The following is a 23098-nucleotide window of genomic DNA, read 5'->3' as shown; positions in this document are numbered from 1 at the left end:
CACAAACGGTAGGACTCGATTGACAGCGGTGGCCCATAGCGTCCGCGCCACGAATGCGACGACAATCACACTCGAAGCCGTGTATCCGAACAACGATCTGGAGCCGAGAAGTTGACCAGCGAAGCCACCCCGTACCTGCATCCCGTCCCGACCACTGGCTCCGACTCCCAGCCAGCCGTCGATGCCGCTCTCACCGATCTGTCTCAGGGTGAGAAGAACTGGGGACAACTCACCCTGGCCGATCGGCGGGCACTGCTCGAACGCATGCACGCGCTGACCTCCACTCACGCCCAGGAATGGGTGACCGCGGCCTCGGCGATCAAGGGCCTCGACAGCTCGTCCAGCCTCGTCGGTGAGGAATGGCTGTCCGGCCCCTACTCCTTCCTCGGTGCGCTCGGTGCCCTCTCCCACACGCTCACGGCGCTGGAAGCGGGCACCAGTCCGCTGGCCGATGTGAAGTTCGGGACGGCGCCCGGCGGGCGGACGACCGTGTCGGTGCTGCCGCTCAACATCTTCGACCGCCTGCTACTCAACGGGTTCACCGGCGAGGTATGGCTGAAGCCCGGAATCGATCGTGCGACTGCACAGCGCACCGCGGGGCTCGCCCAACTCGATCCGGCGCACACCGCAGGCATCGGAGTGGTACTCGGAGCAGGCAACATCACCTCGATCGCCCCGCTCGACGCCCTGTACGAACTGCTCGCGTTCAACCGGGTGGTCGCACTCAAGCTGAACCCCATCATGGATCCATTGCTACCGGTGTTCGAGAAGGTGCTCGCACCCCTCGTCGACATCGGCGCACTTCGCCTGCTCACCGGCGGTGCCGATGTGGGCACCTACCTGGTTCGGCACGATCTCGTCGACCACGTTCACATGACCGGAAGCTCCCTCACCCACGACGCGATCGTGTTCGGCACGGGCAACGACGGAGCCGCCCGCAAGGCCGCGAACGACCCGATTCTCACCAAGGACATCTCCAGCGAGCTCGGCGGCGTCTCGCCCACCATCGTGCTGCCAGGTGAGTGGAGCCGCGCCGACATCTTGTTCCAGGCCGAACACGTTGCCACCCAACGACTGCACAACAGTGGGTACAACTGTGTCGCATCGCAGGTCGTCGTGCTGTCCTCCGAATGGAAGCAGCGCGACGAATTCATCGCTGCTCTGCGCGCGGCACTCGATCGCGCACCGGCACGCACTCCCTACTACCCGGGCAGCGACAAGAGGGTATCCGACGCCACCGCCACCTACCCGGCCGCGGAACGACTCGGCGACGGTGGGGGCCGCGTGCTCATCACCGATCTGAACCCCGGTGAATACGCACCCCTGCTGCAAACCGAATACTTCGCTCCGGTTATGGGTGTCATCGAATTGCCCTACAGCGGTGCAGCATTCGCAGCCAAGGCCGTCCAGGCCGCGAACGAGGAATTCACCGGCACCCTCGGTATCAACATCATCGGCTCCCCTGCCACCATCAAGGGACTCGGCGAGAAGTTCGACACCATGCTCGCCGAACTGCGGTACGGCACCATCGCCGTGAACGCATGGACAGCACTCGGTTTCCTCACCGCATCGGCCACCTGGGGTGCCTACCCAGGTCACACCGTCGACGACGTGCAGAGTGGAATCGGCATCGTGCACAACGCATTGCTGATCGACGGGGCCGAAAGAACAGTGGTCCGTGGCCCCTTCCGTCCCCTGTCGCGTTCACTGATCAACGGGGAACTCTCCATCTCCCCGAAGCCGCCGTGGTTCGTCACCAACAAGACCGCAGCATCGACCGGCAAATTGCTCACTGCATTCGCCGGTGCACCGTCCTGGGCCAAACTGCCCGCGATATTCGCCTCCGCCCTGCGCGGCTGACACCCCTGCGCCCACCACGACTTCAAGGACAAAGATGAGCTCACAGCACAAGACTGCCGACTACATCGTGGTGGGCGCAGGTTCCGCAGGCGCAGTGGTGGCCAATCGCCTCAGCGCCGACCCTCGCAACGAGGTGATACTGCTCGAAGCAGGTCCCGAGGACAAGAACAAGTTCGCCCACATCCCGGCTGCGTTCTCCAAACTCTTTCGTAGCGAGGTCGATTGGGATTACCTGACCGAACCGCAGCCGGAGCTCCGAGATCGCAGCATCTACTGGCCGCGCGGCAAGATGCTCGGTGGCTCGTCGTCGATGAACGCCATGATGTGGGTGCGCGGATTCGCCGCCGACTACGACGAGTGGGCGGCAGTCTCCGACGACTCCTGGTCGTTCCGTAACCTCGTCGGATACTTCCGCAAGATCGAGAACATCGAGGGCACAACAGCACTCGACGCGGGCACCGACGGCCCACTCATCGTCTCGCACCAGCGCAGCCCTCGCGACCTGACGTCGTCGTTCCTCGACGGCGTCGAAGAAGCGGGCTATCCGCTGGAAACCGCCAACCTGCCCGAGCCCAAGGGCTTCACCCGCACGATGGTCAACCAGAAGCGCGGAGCACGGTGGAGCACCGCGGATGGATACCTGCGACCGGCGAAGAAGCGCAGGAACCTCACCATCCTCACCGAGGCACACGCCACTCGCGTGCTGTTCGAGGGCACTGCGGCCGTGGGCGTCGAATACATCTCCGGCGGCGAGACACACACCGTGCGCGCACACAAGGAAGTGATCCTCTCCGGTGGAGCGATCAACACCCCACAGCTGCTCATGCTCTCGGGCATCGGCGACCAGGAACAACTGAAATCGCACGGCATCGCCGTTCAGCATCACTCACCGGGCGTCGGACAGAATCTCCTCGACCACTTGGCCGCCCTCATCGGCTGGAAAACCGAACGAGACTCCCTCTTCCATGCCGAGAAGATCCCCGAGCTGGTCAACTACCTCACGCGCCGACGCGGCATGCTCACCTCCAACGTCGCCGAGGCGTACGGATTCATCAAGAGCCGAGAAGACCTTGCCCTGCCCGACGTCGAACTCATCTTCGGACCGGCACCGTTCTTCGACGAGGGACTCGTCGGCCAGGACTCACACGCCGCCGTCATCGGCGCGGTACTCGTCAAACCCGAGAGCCACGGCGAGATCACCCTGCGCTCTGCCGACCCCTTGGCGAAGCCCATCGTGGAGCCGCGCTATCTCAGCGACCCCGGCGGACTCGACCGCCGCGCCATGATCGAAGGGCTACGGGCCTGCGTCGCGATTTCGGAAACCCCCTCGCTGAAGGGCGAGCTCGGCGACATCCTCCGCCCCAGGGTGGCGTCGAACATCTCCCCGGCGGACCTGCTCACCGAAGCCCTCGAGCAGAATGCGCACACTCTGTACCACCCCGTGGGCACCGCCCGGATGGGTAACGACGCCGACAGTGTCGTCGATTCCGAGCTCCGGGTAAGGGGAGTCGACCGCCTTCGCGTGGCCGATGCGTCGATCATGCCCAGCATCATTCGCGGGCACACCCATGCGCCGTCGGTGGTGATCGGAGAACGGGCAGCGGATTTGATACTTCGCTGAGTCCGCACCGAACATCAGGAACCTTTCCGGTTTGACGGTCCGGTTTGTCGGGTAACAGGTTGTCACGCTCCCAGCAGGGATCGAGATGTAACCCATCCGCTCGGCAAGCAGCGCCGAATGACCCACAACGCTCGAGAGACGAGCACGGAAGGTTGACCGACATGTTCACTGTTCGTAAAGCTTTGGCCGCCACCGCAATCGGTGCAATGACGATCGTCCCGCTTGCCGCATGCTCCAGCGACGACGCTTCCAGCACAGTCGATGCAGCCACGTCCTCGGCCGCATCGGCCATGGAAACCACCGAGAGCACCCCCGAGCCCGCTGCCGAGGTCGCCGACCTCAGCAACGGCGTCGACACCGCGGTTGCACTCGATCCCGGCTTCCTGGGCGCACTGACCACCCTGGGCCTGACGCCCGGCGTAGTCGGAACCGCCACTCTCGCAGACGGTTCCATCCGCTTCCCGATCACCGGCGGAGACGTCAAGTACTGGGAGCCCGGCACCGTTGACCCCTACGTCCAGGGCGAGATCATGCACGACGGCAGCGGCCTGTCGCTGACCGCCGGCGAAACCGTCGTCGAGCTCACCAACTTCGACATCGACCCGGGCACTTCACTTCTCACCGGTGACGTCACCGTCAACGGTGCAGAGGCTGCTGCGGACGCAGTGCTGTTCGATCTCGACGGCCGCACCCTGCAGCCGCTGGCGACCGGACCCGACAACACCGCAATCCTGCAGGGCACCCAGGTGAAGATCTCGGAGACCGCTGCCGGACTGCTGAACGACACGTTCAAGACCGATGCTGTGACCCCGGGCCTGCTCGTGGGCGTTGCGACCATCACGGTCAAGACCGCCGCATAACCATTGCCTGACCCCGTGCGCGAGAGCACACCGTGACAGACGGTGGCTCTCGCGCACGGGTCTTTTTGCATCGCAAGGTCAGGAGCCTCGGATGAGAGCGTTCACGAAGATCTACGGTGGGCACCCACTGCACGCAGTCGGTCTGCTGCTTTCGTTCGCCCTCGTCGGCTACGTCATTGCGATTGCCGGACCCGAAACATTGTGGAACAACGACGTGTGGTGGAAGTCCATCATCGTGTGGTTCTTCGGTTCGGTACTGCTGCACGACGCGGTGCTGTATCCGCTCTACTCGCTCGCCGACCGACTTCTCACCGGATCGACGCACCGTCCCTGGACGCTGTCTCCGGTCAACTATGTTCGCCTTCCCGCTCTCGGAGCCGGATTGACGTTTCTCATGTTCTTTCCCGGGATACTCACCCAGGGTGCGGAGTCGTACCGGGCCGCAACCGGTTTGACGCAGGAGCCCTTCCTCGGTCGTTGGCTCGCGCTCACCGCCGCGCTGTTCACCGTGAGCGCAGCCGCTTACTTCATTCGATTGATCCTCGTACGGAGCCGAGCATGAGCGTCACCGCCGATACACTCTTCCACCGTGCAGCAGCCGGATTGCCCTGTTGGATAGGCGATTCCGACGGCTCACGGGAACGTCTACCCACTGCCCGCTGGATGGGCGGGGATGCCTCGTCCGCGGAGGATCGCCGTGCGGACCACGCGATGATCAGTCGATGTACCGGCCCCACTCTCGACCTCGGCTGCGGGCCCGGGCGCCTCACCGAAGCACTTGCTCGACGGGGAGTGTCGGCCCTCGGCGTCGACACCTCGAAGGCAGCCGTCGACCTGACCATCGGCCGCGGCGGAAACGCCGTCCTGAAGGACATCTTCGAGCCACTGCCCGACACCGGCGAGTGGTCCTGCGTGCTGCTAGCGGACGGAAACATCGGCATCGGCGGCGACCCGGTTCGGCTGCTGCGTCGCGCTGCCGACCTACTGGCACCGCACGGAGCCGTCATCGCCGAGGTGGATGCGCCGAGCAACTACGGAGTGCGGCACCGCACCGTGCGCTGGGAAACCGACACCATGGTCGGAGATTGGTTCGCGTGGTCGAGTGTCAGCGCCGACGCCACCGCGGATCTCGCCCGGGCAGCAGGCCTTCGGATGATCGACGTGGCACCGATCGACGGGCGTTGGTTCGCCCAGATGACGCCGGCACCGCTCACCAATTCGTGAACAGCAGATGATTGACCGCCAATGCGCCGATCACCTGCAGGGCCAACCAGAATCGGTGCGAGCGCATCGGCAAGACCGCGGGCGCAATGAGCATCCACATCGCGAACGGCAACCAGATTCGCTCGGTCTCGGCCTTGCTCAACTGACTCAGATCTGCCATCACCACCGCCGCCACGCCGCCGATCACCAGCAGGTTGATCGGCTGCACTCGCGTGAGAATTCGCGGGAATGCCGCTGGCACAGCCACACCCAGCGCACAGAACAACGCCGCGAAGTTGGCCCAACCCCAGTACTCGAACGGACGATCCTTGGCGATGCCCTGGTAGTAACGCTCTTGCACCAGCTCGTAACCGTCGTACCACCAGAATCCGTACGCCGTGAAGATTCCCGCGACGATCAGCGCTCCGACGAGCGCGCCCACCAACGGGAGAATCTTTCGACCGGCAATCAGTACCGCCACCGCGGGCAAGCCCATCAGCACCAGCCCGTAGTTCAGATAGATCCCGAAACCGAGCAGCACTCCTGCACCGATCGACGCGGGCCACAGGTACCGCTTCGTGGAGACCGACAGCAGCGCGACACCCCACGCGGCGACCCCGGCATAGAACGCATCGGCCGACACGGCGATCCAGATCGCGGCCGGCGCAATGGCCACGAACGGCGCTGCGCGCCTGGCCATCTTCTCGTCGCCCAACACCCGCAGCGTGAGGACGACCGCGACTGCGGCACTCGTCCCGACCGACACGCAGAGCGTCGCCGCCCACGCACCGCCGCCGAGGCCGAGTCGGTCCAGCCAGACGAACGTCAACAACGCGCCCGGCGGGTGTCCCGAGACATGCGTGGTCCACGAATCTGCTTGGTAATCCAGGATTCTCTCGGAGAATCCGCGCAGAGTTGCGGGAATGTCGGTGATCCCCGGTACCTCGTGCAAGTACTCGTCCGTCGACGCCAGCCGGTCTACGAAGCCGCGCTTCCACCCATCGACCATCGCCAACGACATCGTCCATGCTGCGGACGCGCCCCACACGACGAACAGCAAGCGCGTCCAGGACAACCGGCGGGCCACCGTAGGCCCCCACAGCACGGTGGCCACGGCGATGAGTACGGCGAACGGAGTTCCCCACCCGAAGTGAATCTCACGGAACCCGAACAGCGGTGCCGCGTCTGCGAAATCGCGCACCTGCTGCGGGGTTCTGTTGATGATGGGCGTGACGAGTTCGTTTCCCAGATACGGCACGATGAACGCGACCACGACGAGCGCGACGGCGAGCGCACCGGCGACGGCTTCTCTCCAGTAACGGATAGTGTTTTCTCCCTGCGGACCTCGAGACGAACACGACTTCCGAACAGCATATCGACCGACGGTGATGGAGGATGAACAGATGAACAAGGACGCGCAGGGACGGGCCGAGATCGCCGTCATCGGCGGCAGCGGCTTCTACTCGTTCTTCGCCGACGACGCCGAGGAGATCGTGCTCGATACGCCCTACGGAGTCCCGAGCGCTCCGATCACGTTGGGCGAGGTGGAGGGTAGAGATGTTGCCTTCCTCCCTCGGCACGGGCGGAATCACGAGTACTCCCCGCACACGTTGCCGTACCGCGCGAACATGTGGGCGCTGCGAATGCTCGGGGTGAGTCGAGTGTTCGCGCCGTGCGCCGTCGGATCATTGGTGCCCGAGTACGGCCCCGGCACCGTCGTGATTCCCGATCAGCTCGTCGATCGAACCTCAGGGCGCGTACAGACCTACTTCGACCAGGGCGGCATCCACGTCGAGTTCGCCGATCCCTATTGCGGGGAGTTGCGCAGGGCGGCCCTCCAGGACACTGCGATCGACGGCGGCGTCATGGTGGTCGTCGAGGGTCCGCGATTCTCCACTCGCGCGGAAAGCCAGTGGTTCGCCCGCCAGGGTTGGACACTGGTGAACATGACCGGTCACCCCGAAGCCGTTCTCGCTCGCGAGCTCGAACTCTGTTATGCACCGATCGCATTGGTGACCGACCTCGATGCCGGCATCGAATCCGGTCAGGGCGTCAAGGCCGTGGACGTGTTCGCGGAATTCCAGAAGAACATCGAACCACTCAAGACCCTCGTGCGATCGGCCGTTCGTGACGCTCCGACCGGTGAGTGCCCCACGTGCCGCGTGCACACCGGGATCACCCTGCCGATCGAGCTGCCATGACACGGGTACTTCTCACCGGCGCAGCCGGATTCATCGGTGGCCACATTCTCGACGCCGCGCGAACCGCCGACCTCGACGTGGTCGGCGTCGACGCGATGCTGGAATCGGCGCACGGCCCCGACGCGCGTGCCGACGGGATCATCGACCTCGATGTGCGAGACAAGGACGCACTCGTCGAGACACTGCGCGGAGTGGACGTCGTGTGTCATCAGGCCGCAGTCGTCGGAGCGGGCGTCGACGCCGCAGATGCCCCGGCCTATGCAAGCCACAACGATTACGGGACGGCAGTCCTGCTCGCAGCCATGTACGAGGCGGGCTGCACCCGACTGGTTCTCGCCTCGTCGATGGTCGTGTACGGCGAGGGGCGGTACCTCAATTCGTCGGGCGAGACCGTCGTTCCACGGCCCCGCTCCCGCGCCGACCTCGACGCAGGCATGTTCGACAACCGTGATCCCACGTCTGGTGAGCCTCTCGATTGGCTTCTGGTCGAGGAGGATTCGAGACTCGAGCCCAGGAGTACCTACGCCGCCAGCAAGCTTGCTCAGGAGAATTACGCCTCCGCCTGGGCAATTGCTACCGGCGGATCGGTGGTGGCGCTGCGCTACCACAACGTGTACGGCCCGCACATGCCACGTAACACCCCGTATTCCGGTGTGGCAGCGATGTTTCGATCGTCCCTCGAACGCGGCCAGGCTCCGACGGTCTACGAGGACGGCAAGCAGGCCCGTGATTTCGTCCACGTTCACGACGTAGCGGCGGCCAACATGGCGTCGATCTCGGCCGCGCTGAACGGATTCACCGCGCTCAACGTGTGCTCGGGACAACCGATCACCATCGGTGAAGTCGCAGGCATCCTCGCGGACGCACGCGGCGGACCGGCACCCGAGATCACCGGACAGTACCGAGCGGGCGATGTGCGGCACATCGTCGCCAGTTCGGAACTCGCCGAACGGACTCTGGGATTCCGCGCGAAGGTCATGCCCCGCGAGGGCCTCACCGCATTCGCCGACGCACCGTTGCGCGACGCCGAGGGTACGGGTCCCCCTCGTGTCTGACCCGGGCTCGGTCACCGTCGTCGTTCCCTGCATGAACGAAGCCGAATCGCTTCCTGCAGTTCTCGATTCGATGCCGCCCGGGTATCGGACGATCGTGGTGGACAACAACTCCACCGACGACACCGCCGCCGTCGCCGCGGCCCACGGAGCCACCGTGGTGTCGGAATCGGTGCCCGGTTACGGTGCAGCCGTACACGCGGGCGTCCTCGCCGCCGACACCGAGATCGTCTGCGTCCTCGACGGAGACGGCTCGATGGACCCGGGTGACCTGCCGACGCTCGTGGCCGCATTGGATCACGCCGACCTCGCCGTCGGCCGTCGACGACCGGCCAAGGGAAGCTCACCCCTGCACGCGAGAATCGGCAATGCCGTTCTGTCCCTTCGGCTCCGGACCAAGTACAAGCTTCCGGTGCACGATCTCGGTGCCATCCGCGCGGTCCGCCGCCAGGCCCTGCTCGACCTCGGCGTCACCGATCGTCGCTCGGGCTACCCGCTGCAGCTGCTCGTGTTGGCCGCCGAAGCCGGGTGGACCGTTGCCGAACACGACGTGGACTACCGCCCGAGAACGGCTGGTACATCCAAGGTTTCGGGCTCGATGAAGGGAACGATCGTCGCCGTACGAGATTTCTGGAAGGTTCTTTCGTGATCGTCACCGCTCTCGTCGTTGCCAAAGCTCCCGTTCCCGGCCTGGCCAAGACACGCCTTGCCGCCACGATCGGGGATGCCGCTGCGGCCGAGCTGGCCGCCGCCTCACTGCTGGACACCCTCGATGCCGTCTCCGCGGCCGACGTCGATCACCGCGTCGTGGCCCTCACCGGCACTCTTGCCGACGCGGCCCGCTCCGACGAACTGGCTCGGGCTCTGGCGTCGTTCACGGTGATCACGCAACGCGGAGACGGACTGGGGGAACGGCTGGCGAACGCACACGCAGACGCGGCCACCGACGGAGCCGTCTTGCAGATCGGTATGGACACACCCCAGGTGACCGCGCAGATACTGTCCGACGCGGCCGCGCGGCTGGACAGTGGCGACGTGCTCGGATCGGCCGAGGACGGCGGCTGGTGGGCGCTGGGCCTGCGCGACCCGGCCATGGCACGGACCCTGCTCGACGTGCCCATGTCGGCATCGTCGACGGGCACCGATACACACGCCGCGCTGACGGCCGCGGGGGCGTCGCTGACCATGCTCGAAGAATTGCGGGATGTCGATTTCGAATCGGATCTGGACCCGGTCTCCCGCAAGTGCGCACCGGAGAGTCGATTCCGCATTGCCGTCGACCGAATTCGATCGAAACAGGATTTCGAGTCCGTTACGTGAGGTTTGTTTTGCCCGAATTGGTTCCGTAAGGCCCGAAAACTCCACATCTGTTGTGGAACAGCGCCTTCGATATGTCCTGATTGTCGAACCACCGACGACCAATATCGAATCGCAACAAAGCCGAATCACCGTTTCACGGCGATTTCACAGACACGGGTGCTAGAAAGTGTGTCATGACCGGGTTGTGGATAGTCGTTACCGTATGGATGGTGTGCGCGGCAGTCGTCGCCACCGTCCTCGGTCGCGTCGCGCGCCGGGGCGATTCGGAAGAATTGGGCTCGACTCTCGAGTGGGACATCGACACCCTCGATCACGAAGTACGGAACGACAACTGACGAAGCTCAGTCGACCTGTTCGACGATCTCGGTGAGAATGCCGGCGGCGGCGGCCAATGTCTCCCGCTCCTGTGCCGTCAGGTTCTCCAACTGCTCGGCCAGCGCAATTTCCCGGGACGCGACCTCTTCCCGCGCGGCCGCAGTCCCGGTATCGGTCAGCTGCAGAACCACTTGCCTGCCATCCGTCGGGTGCGGCGCCCGAGAGATCAAACCCGATTCCACCAACGTGTGCGAGGACCTCGACACCGACGGTGGCTTTATTCGCTCCCGCGCCGCCAACTCACCCGTCGTCATCGGCCCCTCTCGCAGCAGTGTCGTCAGAATCGACAGTTGAGCGACGGGCAATCTGTCGCTGGAATGGCGCAGACGCAGCCTACGATTCAGCCTCATCGCACTGACGGACAGATCCCTGGCCAGCCCGGAATCGGGTAGATCACTCACGTGTCCAGATTACGACATCGAGGTGCATTCGCCCGATTCCTCCGAAACAGCGGATCACTCAATGTATTACCCCTCGAACAAACCGCTGATATGGTTCCTGAGGTTATCGGGGTGTGAAGTCGAAATCGGGGGGACGTCTTGAGTCGCGTAGGTTCCAGAGCATTGACCATCGCTACCGTGACCTTGGCGGCGTCGCTACTGGTCACCGGCCCCAATGCCCTGGCTGATCCCAATGCGGTCAATCCCATCGCCGGGCTCAACGGCACGTTCGGGCTGCCGCAGCTGCACGGCCGAGCCCAGGCCGTCGCCCAGGTGACCGGCATGTCGAGCCCCAACAACACCCAGAACGTGAACATGATCGGCACTGATCTCGGCATCATGTGGGACAACGGCCGCGGAGAGGTGTTGACGGCATTCGGCGACACCGCCGGATTCGGGATACCCAACCTGCTGCAGGGCAGCCTGTGGTCGTGGCGCAGCAATGCCATCGTCCGAAGCACCGACCGCAACCTCGCCGACGGCATGAACTTCGACAGCATCGTGAGAGACCCGCTGGGCCAGACGAAAGAGGTCGTTCCCAGTCCCAAGATCCCGTTCGTAGAGATCAGTCGGATCCCGACGGCCGGTGTGGCCGTCGGCGACACCCAGTATCTGAACCTGATGTCGGTGAAGAACTGGGGCCCGGCCGGAACCTGGGAGACCAACTTCTCCGGGCTGGCGGTCTCGAACGACAACGGGGAGAACTGGGCACCGCTGCCGGAGACCCAGCGCCCCAGCGTCGGCGGCGACCGTAACTTCCAGCAGAGCGCTTACCTGAAGGACGGCGGTTACGTCTACCAATACGGCACCCCGCCCGGCCGGTTCAACCTCGGCCACGTTGCCCGCGTGAAAGAGCAGGACATCGCGAAGCTCGGCGAATACGAGTACTGGACCGGCCAGGACTGGAAGAAGGGCGACCCGGCCGCGGCGGCACCCATCGTCGGCGGAGTGGGAGAACTCTCGGTCGCGTACAACGCTACGCTCGGGCAGTACCTGATGATGACGACCGACAATGCCAACTCGATCGTGTTGCGGCGCTCACCGTCGCCGGTCGGTCCGTGGAGCGAGCCGGAGGTTCTGGTCGACACCCGCGACGTCAGCTCCATCTATGCGCCGTACATCCACCCGTTCTCGACCGGCCGAGACCTGTACTTCCTGGCCACCGTCTACCAGAACTACAACGTTCTGCTGCTGCGCGCCACGTTGTAGTAGCCCCCACTAGGCTTCCGAAGGTGGACGCCACAGACTGGGATCGCAAGTACGACGGCCGAGAACTCGTGTACGGCGAGGCACCGAATGCAACATTGGTCGAGGTCGCGACAACGCTGAAGCGTGGGCGCGCACTGGATCTCGCGTCGGGCCAGGGTCGGAACGCCATCTGGTTGGCAACCCGCGGCTGGACCGTCGACGCGGTCGATTTCTCCTCGGTGGGGTTGACGAGGGCGAGTCGTATCGCCGCCACTGCACCCACGTCCGTTCGCGAGCGTCTCACCTGGATTCATGCCGATGTGACGCAATTGGCAACGGAACCCAACTATGACCTGGTTCTCATGTTCTACCTGCACTTGCCCCCGGAAGGACGACGAAAGGCCGTCTCGGCCGCAGTTTCGGCGCTGAAACCTGATGGAATCCTCATGATTCTCGGGCACCACACATCGAACATCGAGTCCGGCATCGGCGGCCCGCAGGAGATCGAAATCCTGTACACGCCAGAGGATTTGGTGTCCGACATCGACTCCCGCCTGACCATTGTGACCGCCGAAAATCGGTATCGCGACGTGAGCGACGGCACTGCGATCGATGCACTGCTACTGGCGAGTAGGTCTGCCCTTGGCAGCGAAACGGATCGGGGGTAATATCCCTTAAGTTACCGACGAGTAGCTAACTTGGGCGGTACTCACGAGACCGCACCACCGACTGGAGAGCGAACGAGCAATGGGCCATTACAAGAGCAACCTTCGGGACCTCGAGTTCAACCTCTTCGAGCTGTTCGGCCTCGACGAGACACTCGAAGGCGACAACTTCGGCGACATGGACGGCGAAGTCGCCCGCGACATGCTGCGCGAGGTCGTGCGCCTGGCCGAGGGTCCGCTGGCCGAGTCCTTCGCAGACGCGGACCGCAACCCGCCCGTCTTCGATCCCGACACCCACAGCGTCACGCTGCCGGAATCCTTCAAGAAGTCGTTCAAGGCGCTCTTCGACGGTGAGTGGTGGCGCGTCGGCCTCGACGAGGAAATCGGCGGCACCCCGGCTCCCCGCAACCTCCTGTGGGGCATGAACGAGATGCTCCTCGGCTCACAGCCCGCAGCGTTCATGTACTCGGCAGGCCCCGGCTTCGCAAACATCCTGTACCACAACGGAACCGATGAGCAGAAGGAATGGGCCAAGGTCATCGTCGACCGCGGCTGGGGTGCCACGATGGTGCTCACCGAGCCCGACGCAGGCTCCGACGTCGGTGCAGGCCGCACCAAGGCCATCAAGCAGGACGACGGCTCGTGGCACATCGAAGGCGTCAAGCGCTTCATCACCTCTGCCGTCTCGGACGACCTGTTCGAGAACATCTTCCACCTCGTTCTCGCTCGCCCCGAAGGTGCCGGACCGGGCACCAAGGGCCTGAGCCTGTTCTTCGTTCCGTCCGTACTCTTCGACTTCGAAAAGGGTGAACTGGGCGAGCGCAACGGTGCTTTCGTGACCGGCGTCGAGCACAAGATGGGCCTCAAAGCCTCCACCACCTGTGAGCTGACCTTCGGTGGCCACGGCGTCCCGGCCAAGGGCTGGCTCGTCGGCGAGGTCCACAAGGGCATCGCGCAGATGTTCGACGTCATCGAGCACGCTCGAATGATGGTCGGCACCAAGGCAATCGGCACCCTCTCCACCGGCTACCTCAACGCACTCGACTACGCCAAGGAGCGCGTCCAGGGCGCCGACCTGACGCAGATGACCGACAAGACCGCGCCTCGCGTCACGATCACGCACCACCCCGATGTCCGCCGCAGTCTCATGCTGCAGAAGGCGTACTCCGAAGGCCTACGCGCGGTGTACCTCTACACCGCCGCACACCAGGATCCGATCACCGCCAAGCAGGTCTCGGACGCCGACGCAGACATCGCGTACCGCGTCAACGACCTCCTGCTCCCCATCGTCAAGGGCGTCGGTTCGGAAATCGCCTACCAGGTGCTGGCCGAGTCGCTGCAGACCTTCGGTGGCTCCGGCTTCCTGCAGGACTACCCCCTCGAGCAGTACATCCGTGACGCCAAGATCGACTCGCTGTACGAAGGAACCACCGCCATCCAGGCGCAGGACTTCTTCTTCCGCAAGATCGCCCGCGACCGCGGCGTTGCTCTGGCTCACGTTGCCGGACAGATCAAGTCGTTCATCGACAGCGAAGCAGGCAACGGCCGTCTCAAGGCCGAGCGCGCACTGCTCGCCACCGCACTCGAAGACGTGCAGGCCATCGTCACCTCGATGACCCAGCACCTCATGGGTGCACAGGACCAGCCCACCGAGCTGTACAAGGTCGGCCTGGCATCGGTGCGCTTCCTGATGGGCTTCGGCGACCTGCTCATCGGCTGGCTGCTGCTGCGTCAGTCCGAAATCGCCATCGCCGCACTCGACAACGGTGCAGAGGGCAAGGAGAAGGCGTTCTACGAGGGCAAGATCGCAGTGGCCTCGTTCTTCGCCAAGAACATCCTGCCGCAGCTCACCTCGACGCGAGCAATCCTGACAAACATCGACAACGACATCATGGAACTGGACGAAGCAGCGTTCTGATCCACTGACATTGCAACGGCCGCACCTGTTCACGGGTGCGGCCGTTGTCGTGTTTCGGGCTGGGCGGGGTCGGTGGGCCAGTCGTCCAGTGCTCGTCCAGTGCGGCCGCAAACGCGCGCGCGTTTGTCAGAATTGCGTGGATTCTCGAGCGATTTCGCTCGCGTTCAGCAAATGCGCGCGCGTTTGCGGTCCACAGGAGGTGCTTCGTACGCTCCCTTGCGGCGGAGGGAGGGCAGCACCCCGCTTCAGGGCACGAGCTATTCTGGCCGTCAATTCCTTCGGATGGGCCAGATCTGCCCACGTCCAGCGCACCACCGGATAGCCGAGATCGCGAACCGCGTCCTCCCGTATCTTCTCCTTGAACACCACGTCGCCGGGGCTCTCGTTCGGTTGCAGATGCTCGGTGTACTTGACCTTGCCGTCGAACTCCGCGACGAGAATTCCGTTGATCAGCCAGTCGATGCGAGCCACGAAGTTCCCGTTGGCGTCGTAGATCTCCACCTGAGGCTCTGGGTCGAAACCGGCCTCACGCAGCATGATTCGGCTCTGCGTCTCACCGGGGCTGCCACTGCGGCCATCCATCAGGCGCACAGCCCGCCGCGCCTGCGCCACACCCTTCCACCCGCGAGCGCGGTTCAACTCCGCGTCGACCTCGTATGGGTCACAATTCCTCATGGCTGCGTCTCCGGCGATCACCGCCGACAGAAATGTTTCGGTGCGACCGAGATCGACCACCGTCCGGGCCAAGGACGTCACCGAGATACCGTCGAGAATCACCCTTGGCACCGATGGTGCACAGTGCACGATGATCGCCGAATTCTTTCGACCTCCGCCGCGGCGGTGCCGGGTGACGTGGACTTTGTCGAAACCTCCTCGGGGCAGAGGCAATCCGTGAAGTAGGGCAGCCGAGCGATGACTCACGACGTGGTCTCCGGAAATGGTCGGCAGGATCGCATCGATCAACAGTCGATGCCGCTCGTGCTCGGACAATTCGGCCAACCTCGACGACGGAACGTAGACGCCGTTCACCAGACGCACCCATCCCCCTCGCTCGTACAGAGCACGCAACTCGTGATCGGCAAACCCGTTTGCCAGCGCCTCCGCTCGTCGCACCATTCGGTCGTCGTTCATTCTCCGAGTCTCGACCACACGCAGTCCGATTCGGACCGGTAAAGGGCCGTCTGTGCACAACTCAGGACCTGTGGATGAATACCGGTACCGGCGTACCAGTTCGATCGGCCTGGGCTTCGGCGTCGCAAACGCGCGCGCGTTTGTCAGATTTGAGCGGATTCGCCAACAATTCTGTGCGCGTTCAGCAAGTGCGCGCGCGTTTGCGAAAATTCGAGGGCCGGCAACCGAGCGACATCACGATCAGCGACTATTGCTGCAGTTTGCGGAACTTGCTGCCGTGGAACACGATTGGGTTCACTTCGCTCTGTACGTCCAGGGAATGGATGCGCAGCAACACGATTGCATGGTCGCCCGCGGGGATCTGCTGGTCGATGGTGGTGTCGAGCCACGCTGTTGCACCCACGATGAAGGCGGCTCCCCCGTCCGTGACGGTGAGATCGAGACCGGCGAATCGGTCTCCGGTCTTGGCCGCCAGCGTGCGAACCGCATCGTTGTGCGCCTCACCCAGAACGCTGACGCCGATGTTCGGTGCCAATTCGAGTTTGGGCCACGTCGTCGACGTGTTCTGAATGCAGACAGCCACCAGAGGCGGATCGATGGACACCGGAACGAAGCTGCTCGCTGCCAGCCCCACCAGCACGCCGTCGATCTTCGCGGCGATTGCCACAACGCCGCTGGGGAACTGCGCGTACGCCTCACGCAGCGTCTGCTGATCGAGGACGGTACGTGTGAGCGTCATCGGCAATGCTCCCTTTCGGTGGTCGAGTGCAGCGAAGCACCTGTGCAGTGCAACCCCCGCACGGACACATTCATTTCGAGCAGTTTCCTGTAACCAGCAAACACCCGATCGAGCGTCGACGCCACAGTCCGACTCGAGGTGATTCGAACTGTGTCCTCGCAGCCCGAACGTCACTCATCCGGTTCCGGTTCCGGCTCCGGCGCGGGGTCTGGTCGAGGTGCAGGCGAAGGATCCGGGCGATCGGGCTGGACGCATTTCACGATCGGAATCGGGTCGTACTTCACTGTTCTCGTGTTCCGCGACAATTCCCTGCCCGACGCGGCATCGCTGATCACCTTGGTGTCGCTGGCCGTGAATCCCGGTCCTCCACCCGATGCGACACAGCCTGCGCCGGCGGGCAGCGTCACCGTATTGGGTGAAGTGGGGTTGGTTCGCGACCCGGTGATGGATTCGACGTCGACGGTTTTTGTGCCCCACAGTCGAACGGTAACGCTGGACGAATCGGCGAACGACTCGATGACCACGCCGGTGTCGTTGGGGTTGGTGAACTTCAGATCGATGGCACCCTCGAAGACCGTCGCCTCGCGGGCTTCTGGGTACCGGCTGATGTAGTAGCTGTGCTCGGTGTGATCGGTGTCTTCCATGCCGGCGAAGTAGGACGCGTTGTACAGAGTCGTCGCGAATTGGCTGATACCACCGCCGACAGCGCGATCGGGTCTGCCGTTGTCGATGATCCCCGACTCGACGAAGCCCTGCGCCGTACCTCGCGGACCGGTGTATCCGTTGAGCGAGAACGTCTCCTTCGGCTTCACGAGTGCACCGTTGACGATCTGCGCGGTGAGCCCGATGTTGACGCCGGACGCGTACTCGAACCCGCCGGTGGTGTACTCGGCGATCACCTCTCGCACACCGAGATTCTGCGCGGCCTCGGTGGTGAGTGCGGGCGGAGCCGGTTCGTAGATCGCCTCGGTGGTGCGGGGGCCGTCCGCAGACAACAGTGCGGGCAGCTGCTCGAGAGTCTTCCGCCACTCCACGAGCTCGCCCATCACCCCGGGCACGACGGTCGGCGCACCGCCGGAGAACGTGAACGACGCGTCCTTCGGTGGTACCTCGGTGCGTACGAGTTGCGGAGCGAGAATGCCGGCGGCGACATCGGTGTCGTAGATCGGAGTCAAGCCGCCCTGACCGTCCGGATCGAAGCGCAGAATCTCGCCCACTCGGTCGGTCGGCAGCGTCGCATCGACGTTCTCGCGACCGGCGATCATCACCGGTGCCTCGACAGCGGGAACAGCGATCTCGGCGAAGGCTCGATCCACAGCTTCCTGGGTCACCGTGACGGGGGTGGACTGGTAGGCCACTTCCGTTGCCCCCGAAGCCCATTCGGTCTGCAGATTGCGACGCGTCCCGTCGGCATCCAACACTCGACCCTCGAGTGGTGCAACAGCAACAGGAGTGACACCGTCGAACACGACGTCGCCTTCGACGGGAGCACGATCGGTCTCGGCGCGGAGTCCGTCGATGGCGACGGTCAATGCCTGCTCGTCCGTGGTCGATACGACGCCGATCTCGCGGCTACCGAAAAACGACGTCAGCCGGGTGATCGGATTGATCGGCTGAGACCCCGCGCGGTCCAGCGTCGCGTTCCAATCCACCCCGAGACCGGCAGCGGCAGGAAGCACGTCGACCTGCCGATCGCCGACGTCGACCTGAACGGGTTGCTCGGCGCGAGGGCCGAGTTCGGAGCGCAACGTGGCCTCGGCGTCGGAGTGAGCTTTGCCGCCGACGTCGATTCCGGCAACGGTAACGCCGCGGGGCACACGGTCACTCGACGTGAACCAATCCGCGGCATACAGCAGTGCGAAGACGGCGAACACTGCACCGGTGCCGATGGCAATCTTCCGCCACGGCGGCGTGACGCCTGCTCCATCTGTCTGCGCGCTACCGTCGCCGGGAGGAATCGAGGGTGGTTCCGCAGGAGACTCGGGTTGCTCCGCGACTACCGGCTGCTGAGGGACGACGGGTTGCTCAGGGACGACGGGCTGTGCCACGGTCGGAGACTCGTCCGCGACCGGCGTCTGCTGCGGGGTCGGGGTCGACGAATCGGACTCGACTCCGTCCGTGGGACCGGCAGATTCGACCACCTCCGTGGTGGCGGAATCAGTAGTGACGGAATCTGTGGTCGAGGCGTCGTGAACAGGTGATTCTGTAGCGTCCGTGCGCTCGACATCGGCCGGGGAGTCGACCGTCACGTCGTCGGACAGGCGATCGGCTTCGGACGTTGGCTCCGGCACGGCATCACCGACAGCCCCGAATGCCTCGGTGGGAGCGTCGTACGGCGGTGTGTCGGGATGGGTGTCGTCGCCCTTCGGCGCGTCGCCCGACCTACTCTTGCCCTCGCTCACGTTCGACCCTTCCAGGACCACCGTTCGATGAAAGTTCCACCCGTGGGCACGGAGTACCCCTCGCACGAGCTTACGCAAACCGAAAGGCGACGCTCACTCGGCGATGTTCGGTATCCGAACGAAGAAAGGCTCCGTGCTGCTGCCGGGTCGGGGGTCAGGCAGCAGCACGGAGCCACCTGGAATATATGCACTCTTCGACCGCGCGTTACACCGAGTAAAAAATTGTCTCGTCAATTCATTCGATTGAATGATCCACGGGGCGTCGAGCTGTCGCCTTGCCCGACGGCACGGGTCCAGTGCCCCGTCCTGACCAGGGCGAGCGTGAGCAGAAGCCGATCTCGCGGATCGGTCAGGTCGTGCCCGGTCAACTCCTCGATCCGACGAACCCGGTAGATCACCGTGTTTCGGTGGCAGTAGAGCGCCTTCGCGGCATTGGTCGGCGAACCGTCGGAGGCAAGCATGTGCGCCAGAGTGTCGAGCAGCGTTCCGCGATGCGGCTCCGGGTGCGTCCACAAACTGCCGAGAGCGTGGCGCACGAGCAACTCCGACGATTGATGGTCGGCAGCCATGATCACGCGAGGCAGACGCTCCGTCGCCAACGCCACGCCGCTGCCCTCGGTGATGGTCTCGGCCGTCAACGCCGCCAACCGGTAGGCCGCCGCGAACGAAGACACACCCTCGGGTGAATGCGCGACGCCGACCGGCCCCACGGCCTGCGCCGCGAGGGAATCGACGACGGAATTCCACGACCCGGTTCCGAGAGCCACGAGCGCGAACTGATGGCCGTCCCTGGTGTTCCAGTGCGATACCGCGCCTATCTGATCCAACGCATCCTCGGGCGCAGGCAGCGGGGGCGATCCCTGATCGTCGAGTGGACCGACAACACACGCAATCTGCTGTGACGCCGAAAGCCCAAGTGTGGCACGAGCTTCGATGACGAATGCTGGATCACCACCACGCCCCGATCGAAGACCGTCGAGAATTTCAAGGACGTTGGCGAGGTCCCGCTGCTGCATTCGGGCACTCTCCTGCCGGTACGCCTCGACGAGAGTTTCGTACTGACTGTCCAGCGCACGCCACAACTGCTGACCCGCCACCAGAAGCAGATGCTCGTCGATGCTGGATCGGCATTGTTCTCGCTCGAGCATCAACTCCTCCCAGAGCGTTCGGCTACCGAGTGTGTACGCCTTGAGTACCAACTCCATCGGAATGCCTTGGCGAGCGCGTTCCCTCCCGGTACGACGCCACACCTCACGGGTGTTGTCGTTCGCGGCCGGCAGCCCGGACAGCGTGCGAAGACCCTGACCGATGTGCTCGCGAGTACTGCGCCTGATCTCGCCGGCGATGTCCGGAGCGGAGCTGGCCAGGTAGGCGGGTTCCTGCTCGATGAGCGCCAACGTGATGGAGTCGGCGATCGTATCGGCCCGTGGCGTCAAGGCCGCCCATGCGCTTCGGATCTTCTCCTGATCCGCCGCCGTCACCGCGCCGCGGGCAGCGGATCGCGTCGATGCGTGTCGACCACCAGGAGCACCCACCCTCACAGTTTTGCGCACAGAGCCCACATCACAGGGCGATTTGACCGGTACTGGTGCCCAGCGACCCAAAGATTCTGTGCGCAGCGCCCATATCGCCCGTTGTGCGCGACGCACCATAGTGAACGCAACAGATTGTGAGGTGCGTCACTTGAACTCTCTCGACACGATGGACCCGGTTCTCACCATGAAGGACGTCGACGTGTCGTTCGGCGGAATCGTCGCGCTCTCCGGAGTCAGTCTCGACGTACGCCCCGGCGAAGTCCTCGGCGTCATCGGACCCAACGGGGCCGGCAAGACGACCCTGTTCAACGTTGCGTGCGGACTCGTCCGACCGCAATCGGGAACACTCGGCCGACACGGCAAAACGCTGCCCGGACTACGACCGCACGACCTCCCCCGACTCGGCATGAGCAGAACCCTGCAGGGACTCGGGTTGTTCGATCGAATGACCGTTCTGGACAACGTCATGATCGGTGCCGACCGAACGGCTCGGACCGGAATCCTGGCCGGCCTCCTCGGGCTGCCGTCGAGCGCCTCCGACGACGCCGCGGTCCGCTCGACCGCGATGGCCATGCTGCAGCGATTGCGCATCGACGACCACGCCCACCGCTTGCCGCCGAGCCTGCCGTACGCGGTGCGCAAGAGAGTCGCGCTGGCGCGGGCTCTCGTCAGCGAACCGACACTGCTTCTGCTCGACGAACCCGCCTCGGGCCTGTCCAGCGACGAAATGAGCGAGCTCGGCGACGAGATTCGTTCTTTGGCAGCAGTTTCCACCGATTCCGATCCGGAAAGACCTGCAACATCGGTCATGCTCGTCGAGCATCACATGGACCTCGTGATGAGTGTGTGCGACCGGATCTACGTACTCGATTTCGGCAAGGTCATCGCCCAGGGGACGCCCGATCAGATCCGCGAGGACCCCGCCGTGCTCGCTGCATACCTCGGAAACGAAGTGGCACATGACGACTGACGCGGCACACCTGAAGATCACCGACCTCACGGTGCGTTACGGGCCGGTCACCGCCCTCGATTCGGTGTCGATGACCGTCGCGGCCGGGGCGATCACCGCCGTACTCGGAGCCAACGGAGCCGGAAAGACGACACTGCTTCGCACCGTTTCCGGCCTCATTCGGCCGGTATCGGGACGCATCGATCTCGCAGGTGTCGACGTTGTCGGCGTGGCACCGGATCGCATGTCTCGCAAAGGACTTGCGCATGTCCCCGAGGGTCGTGGAGTGATCGCCGAACTCACCGTCGACGAAAATCTTCGACTGGGTGCGTTGGGACGCAACAGAAGCCACGACGCCGTCACTCTCGACCGGATCTACGAGATGTTCCCGCCCCTGACCAACCGCCGAGCGTCTTCTGCGCACACCCTGTCCGGCGGGGAACGGCAGATGCTGGTGATCGGCCGAGCTCTGATGGCGACACCGTCGGTCCTCCTTCTCGACGAACCGTCTCTCGGGCTCGCTCCGAAAGTCGTCGCGCAGATCTTCGAGACGCTCCGTGCACTCGTCGATTCCGAATCGATGACCGTCGTGCTCGTGGAACAGAACGCGCGGAGCGCGCTGTCGATCGCCGAACACGCCGTAGTCCTGGATCTGGGCAAGGTCGCGATGGAAGGCCCCGCCGACACCCTGGCCGGGGACGACGCCCTCCGACACGCCTACCTCGGGTTCTAGAGCAAGCCGAAAGGACGCCTGCCACAGTGCAACAACTGCTGACCATCCTCATCAACGGCGTGACGACCGGCATGATCTATGCCGCCTTCGCGCTCGCTCTCGTCCTCATCTGGCGATCGACACGCATCGTCAACTTCGCCCAGGCTCCGATGGCCATGATCACCACCTACGTCGCACTCGTCGTCATCGACGCCGGGTACTCGTACTGGATCGGGTTCGGAGTCGCACTCCTCAGCGGCCTGCTGCTGGGAGCGTTGATCGAACGACTCGTCATCCGGTTCGTCGACAGCTCCTCGCACATCAACCCGGTGATTCTGACGCTGGGACTGTTCATCATCATCCACGCGGTGGCAGCCATCATCTTCGGCAACCAATTTCGTTCCTTCCCAGCTCCGTTCGGACTCACAGGCCAGCGAATCGGGGAGATCAACGTAGCGCTGACCGGGTACGACATCTTCAAGATCATCGCCGTCCTGGTGGTACTGGCCCTGCTCATCCTGCTGTTCCGCTTCACCGATCTGGGTCTGAAGATGCGGGCGAGCGCCTTCGAGCAGGAGGTTGCCAAACTCCTGGGAGTACGCGTGAGCCGAATGCTCACCCTCGGTTGGGCTCTCGCCGCAGTCGTCGGATCATTGGCAGGCCTGCTCATCGCGGGAGGTTCGTTGGTGCATCCGGGATACATGGACTCGATCGTCGTATTCGGTTTCGTCGCAGCAGTTCTCGGTGGCCTGGACAGCCCGGCGGGTGCAGTGGTCGGCGGCTTGCTGATGGGCATCGGACTCAGCTTCGTCAGCGGCTACCTCGGCCAGGATCTCGTGTCCAGTGCGGCATTGGTGATCCTGATCGTCGTACTTCTGGTCCGCCCGAGCGGACTGTTCGCCAGCGCAGCAGCCAGGAGGGTGTGAC

At 64.1% G+C, this 23098-nt stretch carries 22 protein-coding genes; 16 read left to right on the top strand and 6 right to left on the bottom strand.

The window, feature by feature from the left end; translation table 11 throughout:
• The first annotated feature begins 135 nt into the window (after positions 1 to 135).
• The 5 genes from ACQR3T_RS15495 to ACQR3T_RS15475 all read left to right on the top strand — a co-directional run bounded on the left by ACQR3T_RS15495 (position 136) and on the right by ACQR3T_RS15475 (position 5565).
• Entirely contained in the window at positions 136 to 1860 is a 1725-nt protein-coding gene (locus ACQR3T_RS15495; RefSeq protein WP_428694400.1) for an aldehyde dehydrogenase family protein, read from the top strand.
• Between the two features lie 34 nt (positions 1861 to 1894).
• Entirely contained in the window at positions 1895 to 3481 is a 1587-nt protein-coding gene (locus tag ACQR3T_RS15490; protein WP_428694012.1) for a GMC family oxidoreductase, read from the top strand.
• A 161-nt stretch (positions 3482 to 3642) separates the two neighbouring features.
• Positions 3643 to 4341 (top strand): hypothetical protein, encoded by a 699-nt coding sequence (locus tag ACQR3T_RS15485; RefSeq protein ID WP_032377585.1) that lies wholly within the window; start codon positions 3643 to 3645, stop codon positions 4339 to 4341.
• A gap of 91 nt (positions 4342 to 4432) precedes the next feature.
• Positions 4433 to 4903, top strand: coding sequence for a hypothetical protein (locus tag ACQR3T_RS15480; RefSeq protein WP_032377584.1), 471 nt, complete (start codon positions 4433 to 4435; stop codon positions 4901 to 4903).
• Positions 4900 to 5565 (top strand): methyltransferase domain-containing protein, encoded by a 666-nt coding sequence (locus ACQR3T_RS15475; RefSeq protein WP_080730505.1) that lies wholly within the window; start codon positions 4900 to 4902, stop codon positions 5563 to 5565. Before ACQR3T_RS15480 ends, ACQR3T_RS15475 begins: the two co-directional genes overlap by 4 nt.
• On the opposite strand, the gene ACQR3T_RS15470 is transcribed toward ACQR3T_RS15475, so the two are convergent.
• Positions 5552 to 6979, bottom strand: coding sequence for a hypothetical protein (locus tag ACQR3T_RS15470; RefSeq protein WP_428694399.1), 1428 nt, complete (start codon positions 6977 to 6979; stop codon positions 5552 to 5554). The genes ACQR3T_RS15475 and ACQR3T_RS15470 overlap by 14 nt on opposite strands.
• Between ACQR3T_RS15470 and ACQR3T_RS15465 the strand changes: the two genes are divergently transcribed.
• The 5 genes from ACQR3T_RS15465 (at position 6948) to ACQR3T_RS15445 (ending at position 10452) form a co-directional block, all read left to right on the top strand.
• Positions 6948 to 7745, top strand: coding sequence for an S-methyl-5'-thioadenosine phosphorylase (locus ACQR3T_RS15465; protein ID WP_032377583.1), 798 nt, complete (start codon positions 6948 to 6950; stop codon positions 7743 to 7745). The genes ACQR3T_RS15470 and ACQR3T_RS15465 overlap by 32 nt on opposite strands.
• A complete protein-coding gene (locus tag ACQR3T_RS15460; protein ID WP_428694011.1) occupies positions 7742 to 8800 on the top strand; it encodes an NAD-dependent epimerase/dehydratase family protein in 1059 nt (352 codons plus the stop codon). The genes ACQR3T_RS15465 and ACQR3T_RS15460 overlap by 4 nt, the downstream gene beginning before the upstream one ends.
• Positions 8793 to 9446, top strand: a complete 654-nt coding sequence (locus ACQR3T_RS15455; RefSeq protein ID WP_032377581.1) for a glycosyltransferase family 2 protein — start codon at positions 8793 to 8795, stop codon at positions 9444 to 9446. The genes ACQR3T_RS15460 and ACQR3T_RS15455 overlap by 8 nt, the downstream gene beginning before the upstream one ends.
• Positions 9446 to 10117: a TIGR04282 family arsenosugar biosynthesis glycosyltransferase gene (locus ACQR3T_RS15450; protein WP_428694398.1), complete on the top strand. Its 672-nt coding sequence runs from the start codon at positions 9446 to 9448 to the stop codon at positions 10115 to 10117. The genes ACQR3T_RS15455 and ACQR3T_RS15450 overlap by 1 nt, the downstream gene beginning before the upstream one ends.
• 173 nt (positions 10118 to 10290) lie before the next feature.
• Complete coding sequence (locus ACQR3T_RS15445; RefSeq protein ID WP_165712864.1) at positions 10291 to 10452, top strand: hypothetical protein; 162 nt, start codon at positions 10291 to 10293, stop codon at positions 10450 to 10452.
• A 6-nt stretch (positions 10453 to 10458) separates the two neighbouring features.
• Here ACQR3T_RS15445 and ACQR3T_RS15440 read toward each other — a convergent pair whose 3' ends face one another.
• Complete coding sequence (locus ACQR3T_RS15440; RefSeq protein WP_032377579.1) at positions 10459 to 10893, bottom strand: MarR family winged helix-turn-helix transcriptional regulator; 435 nt, start codon at positions 10891 to 10893, stop codon at positions 10459 to 10461.
• A 138-nt stretch (positions 10894 to 11031) separates the two neighbouring features.
• Between ACQR3T_RS15440 and ACQR3T_RS15435 the strand changes: the two genes are divergently transcribed.
• The 3 genes from ACQR3T_RS15435 (at position 11032) to ACQR3T_RS15425 (ending at position 14703) form a co-directional block, all read left to right on the top strand.
• Entirely contained in the window at positions 11032 to 12141 is a 1110-nt protein-coding gene (locus tag ACQR3T_RS15435; protein WP_428694010.1) for a DUF4185 domain-containing protein, read from the top strand.
• Positions 12142 to 12164: 23 nt separating this feature from the next.
• Positions 12165 to 12788 (top strand): class I SAM-dependent methyltransferase, encoded by a 624-nt coding sequence (locus tag ACQR3T_RS15430; protein ID WP_428694009.1) that lies wholly within the window; start codon positions 12165 to 12167, stop codon positions 12786 to 12788.
• Between the two features lie 79 nt (positions 12789 to 12867).
• Positions 12868 to 14703: an acyl-CoA dehydrogenase gene (locus tag ACQR3T_RS15425; protein WP_032377576.1), complete on the top strand. Its 1836-nt coding sequence runs from the start codon at positions 12868 to 12870 to the stop codon at positions 14701 to 14703.
• A gap of 126 nt (positions 14704 to 14829) precedes the next feature.
• Here the strand turns inward: ACQR3T_RS15425 and ACQR3T_RS15420 are convergent, their stop codons facing one another.
• The 4 genes from ACQR3T_RS15420 to ACQR3T_RS15405 all read right to left on the bottom strand — a co-directional run bounded on the left by ACQR3T_RS15420 (position 14830) and on the right by ACQR3T_RS15405 (position 20510).
• The gene (locus tag ACQR3T_RS15420; RefSeq protein ID WP_428694008.1) at positions 14830 to 15834 is read right to left on the bottom strand and encodes a hypothetical protein; all 1005 of its coding nucleotides are present in this window, start codon (positions 15832 to 15834) and stop codon (positions 14830 to 14832) included.
• Positions 15835 to 16081: 247 nt separating this feature from the next.
• The gene (locus ACQR3T_RS15415) at positions 16082 to 16573 is read right to left on the bottom strand and encodes a flavin reductase family protein (protein ID WP_032378376.1); all 492 of its coding nucleotides are present in this window, start codon (positions 16571 to 16573) and stop codon (positions 16082 to 16084) included.
• Between the two features lie 170 nt (positions 16574 to 16743).
• Positions 16744 to 18975: a VanW family protein gene (locus ACQR3T_RS15410; protein ID WP_428694007.1), complete on the bottom strand. Its 2232-nt coding sequence runs from the start codon at positions 18973 to 18975 to the stop codon at positions 16744 to 16746.
• A gap of 230 nt (positions 18976 to 19205) precedes the next feature.
• Complete coding sequence (locus tag ACQR3T_RS15405) at positions 19206 to 20510, bottom strand: PucR family transcriptional regulator (protein WP_230594564.1); 1305 nt, start codon at positions 20508 to 20510, stop codon at positions 19206 to 19208.
• 148 nt (positions 20511 to 20658) lie between these two features.
• Here ACQR3T_RS15405 and ACQR3T_RS15400 point away from each other — a divergent pair, with 148 nt between their 5' ends.
• The 3 genes from ACQR3T_RS15400 to ACQR3T_RS15390 are packed head-to-tail and all read left to right on the top strand — an operon-like array spanning position 20659 to position 23097.
• Positions 20659 to 21480 (top strand): ABC transporter ATP-binding protein, encoded by an 822-nt coding sequence (locus ACQR3T_RS15400; RefSeq protein WP_428694006.1) that lies wholly within the window; start codon positions 20659 to 20661, stop codon positions 21478 to 21480.
• Positions 21470 to 22192 (top strand): ABC transporter ATP-binding protein, encoded by a 723-nt coding sequence (locus ACQR3T_RS15395; protein ID WP_052057854.1) that lies wholly within the window; start codon positions 21470 to 21472, stop codon positions 22190 to 22192. Before ACQR3T_RS15400 ends, ACQR3T_RS15395 begins: the two co-directional genes overlap by 11 nt.
• 26 nt (positions 22193 to 22218) lie before the next feature.
• Complete coding sequence (locus ACQR3T_RS15390) at positions 22219 to 23097, top strand: branched-chain amino acid ABC transporter permease (RefSeq protein WP_032405283.1); 879 nt, start codon at positions 22219 to 22221, stop codon at positions 23095 to 23097.
• The last annotated feature ends 1 nt before the right edge of the window (position 23098 follow it).

The organism is Rhodococcus sp. IEGM1428, from assembly GCF_050321865.1.
Lineage (GTDB): Bacteria > Actinomycetota > Actinomycetes > Mycobacteriales > Mycobacteriaceae > Rhodococcoides.
This window is presented reverse-complemented; position numbering and strand designations above follow the sequence as displayed.

Excerpts from the sequence above, each read along its gene's own strand:
- ACQR3T_RS15490 (WP_428694012.1), top strand. The coding sequence starts at position 1,895 with ATGAGCTCACAGCACAAGACTGCCGACTACATCGTGGTGGGCGCAGGT.
- ACQR3T_RS15485 (WP_032377585.1), top strand. The coding sequence starts at position 3,643 with ATGTTCACTGTTCGTAAAGCTTTGGCCGCCACCGCAATCGGTGCAATG.
- ACQR3T_RS15480 (WP_032377584.1), top strand. The coding sequence starts at position 4,433 with ATGAGAGCGTTCACGAAGATCTACGGTGGGCACCCACTGCACGCAGTC.
- ACQR3T_RS15475 (WP_080730505.1), top strand. The coding sequence starts at position 4,900 with ATGAGCGTCACCGCCGATACACTCTTCCACCGTGCAGCAGCCGGATTG.
- ACQR3T_RS15465 (WP_032377583.1), top strand. The coding sequence starts at position 6,948 with ATGAACAAGGACGCGCAGGGACGGGCCGAGATCGCCGTCATCGGCGGC.
- ACQR3T_RS15460 (WP_428694011.1), top strand. The coding sequence starts at position 7,742 with ATGACACGGGTACTTCTCACCGGCGCAGCCGGATTCATCGGTGGCCAC.
- ACQR3T_RS15445 (WP_165712864.1), top strand. The coding sequence starts at position 10,291 with ATGACCGGGTTGTGGATAGTCGTTACCGTATGGATGGTGTGCGCGGCA.
- ACQR3T_RS15425 (WP_032377576.1), top strand. The coding sequence starts at position 12,868 with ATGGGCCATTACAAGAGCAACCTTCGGGACCTCGAGTTCAACCTCTTC.
- ACQR3T_RS15420 (WP_428694008.1), bottom strand. The coding sequence starts at position 15,834 with ATGAACGACGACCGAATGGTGCGACGAGCGGAGGCGCTGGCAAACGGG.
- ACQR3T_RS15415 (WP_032378376.1), bottom strand. The coding sequence starts at position 16,573 with ATGACGCTCACACGTACCGTCCTCGATCAGCAGACGCTGCGTGAGGCG.
- ACQR3T_RS15395 (WP_052057854.1), top strand. The coding sequence starts at position 21,470 with ATGACGACTGACGCGGCACACCTGAAGATCACCGACCTCACGGTGCGT.